Here is a 4926-nt window from a genome sequence, read left to right on the forward strand (position 1 = left end):
GTTTCACGTGAAACAGAGCGCCCCTCGCCGTCACTGCCTACTCGATCCCGCGCCACCCCTCCGGATCGACTCCACCCGGCACAGGAGCCCCCTCGTCGTACGGCTGACGCGTGAACACGAACGAGCCGAGGTCCAGATGGCTCACGGATCCGTCCGGCCGCCGTACGGCCTTCAAGAGCTCGCCGGCGTAGTAGCCCTCCAGACCCGTCCATGTGCCGTCGCCGTTCGGGCGGAACCGCGAGCGCCGGCCGCTGCCGGACAGCGGTCCCAGCGAGACGAGCCCGTCGGCCGTCAGCCGCAGCGCGAAGGCGTGCGTCCCCCAGTACCACTGGCCCGTCAGCTCCAGCATCGACCGGTCGACATCGCTCAGGGGCTTCCACGGGGAGGGGATGCGTGGTTCCGCCTCGGCGACGATGCGGACCATGTCGGCGGCGACGGAGAACAGCAGCGGGCCGGAGGTACAGTTGGCCAGGACGACCGCCGCCACGTCCTCCTCGACACCGATCATGAGGCACGCGAGGAAGCCGGGCAGCGAACCGGTGTGTCCGACGAGGGACCGCCCGTTCCGCCGCCGGATCTCCATCCCCAGGCAGTAGGCGTAGCCGCTCGCCACGTCCGCCGCGTCGTGGGGCGCTGCCGGTGTCCTCATCTCCCGCAGCGTCTCGGCGCTCAGCACCCGCTCGTCGCCGTTGACCAGGAAGGCCGCGAAGCGCGCCAAGTCACCTGTGGTCGACCACAGTTGGCCTGCCGGTGCCATGCGCCCCAGGTCCTCGGTGGGCTCCGGGAGCATCACGTCGGCCCAGGGATGCACCGCCCAGCCACCCGCGTGCGGCGCCTGGGGCCGCACGCTCGTGCGGTGCAGCTCCAGGGGTTCGAGCACTTCACGCCGAAGGGCTTCCTCCCAGGAGACGCCGCGCAGCTTCTCGATGAGCGCGCCGAGCAGCGCGTAGCCCGGGTTCGAGTAGTGGAACCGGCGGCCGGGCGGAGACAGCAAGGGCCGCTCGCCCAGCACATCGGCGAGTTCGGGCCGCAGCGATCCAGGGCTCCGCTCCCACCATGGCCCCGGCGTCTCGGCCGCCAGCCCTCCGGCGTGCGCGAGCAGTTCGGCGACGGTCGCCTCCCCCACTCCGGTGCCCGGCAGATGCTTCTCCAGCGGATCCCCGAGGTCCAGTGCGCCCTCGTCGCGCAGCCTCAGGACGAGAACCGCCGTGAAGGTCTTGGTGATCGAGCCGATCCGGTACTGCACGTTCTCGTCCGGCGCATGCCCCTCCACCGAGGTCCGCGCGCCTGTCCACACCGGCTTCCCGCCCCGCACGACGGCCGCGACCAGCGAAGGCGCCCGTCCCTCGGCCTGGGCGACGGCGATCCGGTGCAGCAGTGCGCGACGCGTGCCGGGAAGCAGCTCTCCCTGAGATGTCGTCATGGGCCCCAGTCCACCCGCCCCGGCATCCCCGCGTCGAGTACATTCCGGGCTGGCGTCGCGAACGCAGGACCACGGTCAGGTCAGGTCTGCGCCATGTCGACGAACCGGGAGTAGTGACCCTGGAAGGCGACCGTGATCGTCGCCGTCGGGCCGTTTCGGTGCTTGGCCACGATCAGGTCGGCCTCGCCCGCGCGCGGCGACTCCTTCTCGTAGGCGTCCTCGCGGTGCAGCAGGATGACCATGTCGGCGTCCTGCTCGATGGAGCCGGACTCACGCAGGTCGGAGACCATCGGCTTCTTGTCCGTGCGCTGCTCGGGACCACGGTTGAGCTGGGAGAGCGCGATGACCGGGAGCTCCAGCTCCTTGGCCAGCAGCTTGAGGTTACGGGACATGTCCGAGACCTCCTGCTGACGGCTCTCGGCCCGCTTGGACCCACCGGACTGCATCAGCTGGAGGTAGTCGATGACGACCAGTCTGAGGTCGTTGCGCTGCTTGAGGCGGCGGCACTTGGCGCGGATCTCCATCATCGACAGGTTCGGGGAGTCGTCGATGTAGAGCGGGGCCGCGGAGACGTCCGGCATCCGACGGGCCAGGCGCGTCCAGTCCTCGTCCGTCATGGTGCCGGACCGCATGTGGTGCAGGGCGACCCGGGCTTCGGCGGACAGCAGACGCATCGCGATCTCGTTGCGCCCCATTTCGAGCGAGAAGATCACGCTCGGCAGGTTGTTCTTGATCGAGCAGGCTCGCGCGAAGTCCAGCGCGAGCGTGGACTTACCCATGGCAGGACGCGCGGCGATGACGATCATCTGGCCCGGGTGCAGGCCGTTGGTGAGCGAGTCGAAGTCCGTGAACCCCGTGGGCACGCCGGTCATCTCACCGCTGCGCGAGCCGATCGCCTCGATCTCGTCGAGCGCGCCCTCCATGATGTCGCCGAGCGGCAGGTAGTCCTCGCTGGTGCGCTGCTCGGTGACCGCGTAGACCTCTGCCTGGGCGCGGTTGACGATCTCGTCGACGTCGTCGTCGGCCGCGTATCCCATCTGGGTGATGCGCGTGCCGGCTTCGACCAGGCGCCGCAGGACGGCACGCTCGTGGACGATCTCCGCGTAGTAGGCGGCGTTCGCCGCTGTGGGCACCGTCTGGACGAGGGTGTGCAGATACGAGGCCCCGCCGACCTTGTTGATCTCACCGCGCTTGGTGAGCTCGGCGGCGATGGTGATGGGGTCGGCCGGCTCGCCCTTGGCATAGACGTCGAGGACAGCTTGATAGATCGTCTCGTGGGCCGGCTTGTAGAAGTCGTGGCCCTTGAGGATCTCGACGACATCGGCGATGGCGTCCTTGGACAGCAGCATGCCGCCGAGGACGGACTGCTCGGCCTCGATGTCCTGCGGTGGTACCCGTTCGAACGACGTGCTTCCGCCGCCGTCCCACTCGCCGTTGTCCCTGCCACGCTCGTGCTGCTCGTCACGGCTCCGGGCGCCGTCACCGCGTCGGCGGGAGGAGGGCAGACGATCACTGGGCCCGCTGTCGGCCCACGGGTCGTCCAAGGGCTCGGAAATGCTCACCGAGCCACCTCCTCCCGTCCGCCGCAGCAGACCTCGCCGTGCCTCTCTTTTCTACGGCACGGCACTGACAAATGAGAGGCCCAACTCCGGTTACTGGACGCCGGTTTTGTGACGTTTTCAAAACCGACGGACGGAGCGGGCGCCGCACTACCGTAGGCCCGTCGGCACCGTCAGCCAATCTGGTTATCCACAGGCCATGTGGACGACGGCCCAGATGCTGTGGAGAACTCGGCGAAACCTGTGCACGACCCGGTGGACAGGGCTGTGAACAAGCACCGACCCATCACAGTGGAACCGCCCTGACCTGCAACTTTGCCATCCACCGGCTGTGCAGAAGAAAAACTTCCCCAACCGGCCCAAGATCGCTTCGAATGGTGCACGGCAGTGCGCACCTCTGGACGAATGGTAAGGGTCACAAAAGCTTTGCATCTCTTACCTGTGGACGATTAGATTGGTGCACATGACACAGGCCCCCGCGCGCCCTCGAGCCGGCCGGAGACAGCACGACCGAGAGATCGTCGCACTCGCCGTGCCGGCCTTCGGCGCGCTCGTCGCCGAGCCCCTCTTCCTCATGACCGACACCGCCATCGTCGGCCATCTGGGCACGGCCCAACTCGCCGGTCTCGGCGTCGCCTCGGCCCTGCTGATGACCTCCGTCAGCGTCTTCGTCTTCCTCGCCTACGCCACGACAGCGGCGGTCGCCCGCCGCGTCGGCGCTGGTGATCTCCCGGCCGCCATCCGCCAGGGCATGGACGGCATCTGGCTGGCTCTGATCCTCGGCGCCGGCGTCGTCGCCGTCGCCCTGCCGACAGCACCCCACCTCGTGGACCTCTTCGGCACCTCGGACGCGGCAGCCCCCTACGCGATCACGTATCTGCGCATCTCCGTGCTCGGCATACCGGCGATGCTCGTCGTCCTCGCCGCGACCGGCATCCTGCGCGGCCTGCAGGACACCAAGACCCCGCTCTACGTAGCCATCATCGGCTTCGTGGCCAACGGCGCTCTCAACGCGGGGCTCGTCTACGGGGCAGGCCTGGGGATCGCCGGCTCGGCCTGGGGCACCGTCATCGCCCAGTGCGGCATGGCCGCGGTCTACCTCGCGGTGGTTCTGCGTGGAGCGCGGAAGCATGGCGCCTCCCTGCGCCCGGACGCCGCCGGGATCAGGGCATCCGCTCAGGCCGGTGTCCCCCTGCTGGTCCGCACCCTCTCCCTGAGGGCGATCCTGATGATCGCCACAGCGGTCGCCGCCCGGCTCGGAGATGCCGACATGGCCGCCCACCAGATCATCCTGTCCCTGTGGAGTCTGCTCGCCTTCGCTCTCGACGCCATCGCCATCGCAGGGCAGGCCATCATCGGGCGCTACCTCGGAGCCGGAGACACACAGGGCGCCCGCGCCGCATGTCGTCGCATGGTGGAGTGGGGTATCGCCGTCGGAGTCGTCCTCGGTGTCCTGGTCGTCCTCACCCGACCGGCGTTCCTGCCCCTGTTCACCAGTGACTCGGCGGTCAAGGACGCGGCCCTGCCCGCTCTGGTCATCGTCGCCCTCTCGCAGCCGATCTCCGGCATCGTCTTCGTCCTGGACGGAGTCCTGATGGGCGCCGGCGACGGTCCCTACCTCGCCTGGGCGATGGTGCTCACGCTGGCGGTCTTCACTCCGGTCGCTCTCCTGGTTCCGGTACTGGGCGGTGGACTCACCGCCCTCTGGGCCACCATGACGCTGATGATGACCATCCGGATGCTGACCCTGTGGCTCCGGAGCCGCTCAGGCCGCTGGATCGTAACGGGCGCGACCCGCTGACGAGCGGGCTCGGCCGACGGACTGTTTCACGTGAAACACGGTGTTTCACGTGAAACCAGATACGGCGTACCCAGGCACCACGCGTCGCATCCGGATACGACGAGACGGGTCCGGGATCGACAATGGGGCCGCACCCCGAAGGG

3 protein-coding genes are annotated in these 4926 nt (G+C 68.6%); 1 reads left to right on the forward strand and 2 read right to left on the reverse strand.

The annotated features are described in order from the left end of the window. Positions 1–37 precede the first annotated feature (37 nt). Together ACFTZL_RS40850 and dnaB are read right to left on the reverse strand one after the other, a co-directional pair. The gene (locus tag ACFTZL_RS40850; RefSeq protein WP_382594422.1) at positions 38–1423 is read right to left on the reverse strand and encodes a serine hydrolase domain-containing protein; all 1386 of its coding nucleotides are present in this window, start codon (positions 1421–1423) and stop codon (positions 38–40) included. Between the two features lie 80 nt (positions 1424–1503). After that, positions 1504–2985: a replicative DNA helicase gene (gene dnaB, locus ACFTZL_RS40855; RefSeq protein WP_382594425.1), complete on the reverse strand. Its 1482-nt coding sequence runs from the start codon at positions 2983–2985 to the stop codon at positions 1504–1506. Positions 2986–3445: 460 nt separating this feature from the next. Here dnaB and ACFTZL_RS40860 point away from each other — a divergent pair, with 460 nt between their 5' ends. Further along, positions 3446–4783: an MATE family efflux transporter gene (locus ACFTZL_RS40860; RefSeq protein ID WP_382594428.1), complete on the forward strand. Its 1338-nt coding sequence runs from the start codon at positions 3446–3448 to the stop codon at positions 4781–4783. The last annotated feature ends 143 nt before the right edge of the window (positions 4784–4926 follow it).

Source organism: Streptomyces sp. NPDC056948, assembly GCF_042674225.1.
Lineage (GTDB): Bacteria > Actinomycetota > Actinomycetes > Streptomycetales > Streptomycetaceae > Streptomyces > Streptomyces purpurascens.